This window comes from Polaromonas sp. P1_G2 (assembly GCF_056405515.1).
In genome coordinates this window covers 1-352 of the sequence record NZ_JBFUBY010001822.1, presented here as the reverse complement: position 1 = coordinate 352, position 352 = coordinate 1, and the positions used below count along the sequence as shown (strand labels likewise).

The window sequence follows — 352 nt, the reverse complement described above, 5'->3', positions numbered from 1 at the left end:
GGCACTGGATGCGCTGCTGCGCGAGCAGAGCGTATCGGCCGCGGCGCGCCGGCTGGGACTGAGCACATCCGCCATGAGCCGGACGCTGTCACGCTTGAGGACGGCTTTAGGCGATCCGATCCTCGTGCAGGCCGGGCGCGGCATGGTCGCGACGCCGCACGCTTTGGCAATTGCCGCAGAGGTGCATGCATTGAAGGAGGCCGTCGAGACGGTGCTCAGTCCGCCATCGACCGTGGAAATCCGCAATGTCCGGCGCCAGTTCACCATCCGCGCCAACGAAGCCTTCGTGCTGATCTTTGCTGCAGGACTGAGCGCAGCGGTGGCAAATGCAGCGCCAGGGATAAGGCTTCGC

The 352-nt window shown here is 65.6% G+C and carries 1 protein-coding gene; it reads left to right on the top strand.

All coding sequences use genetic code 11. The features are described from left to right. The coding region (locus tag AC1D0P_RS32755) for a LysR family transcriptional regulator (RefSeq protein WP_477680528.1) at positions 1 to 352 on the top strand (352 nt) is incomplete at both ends.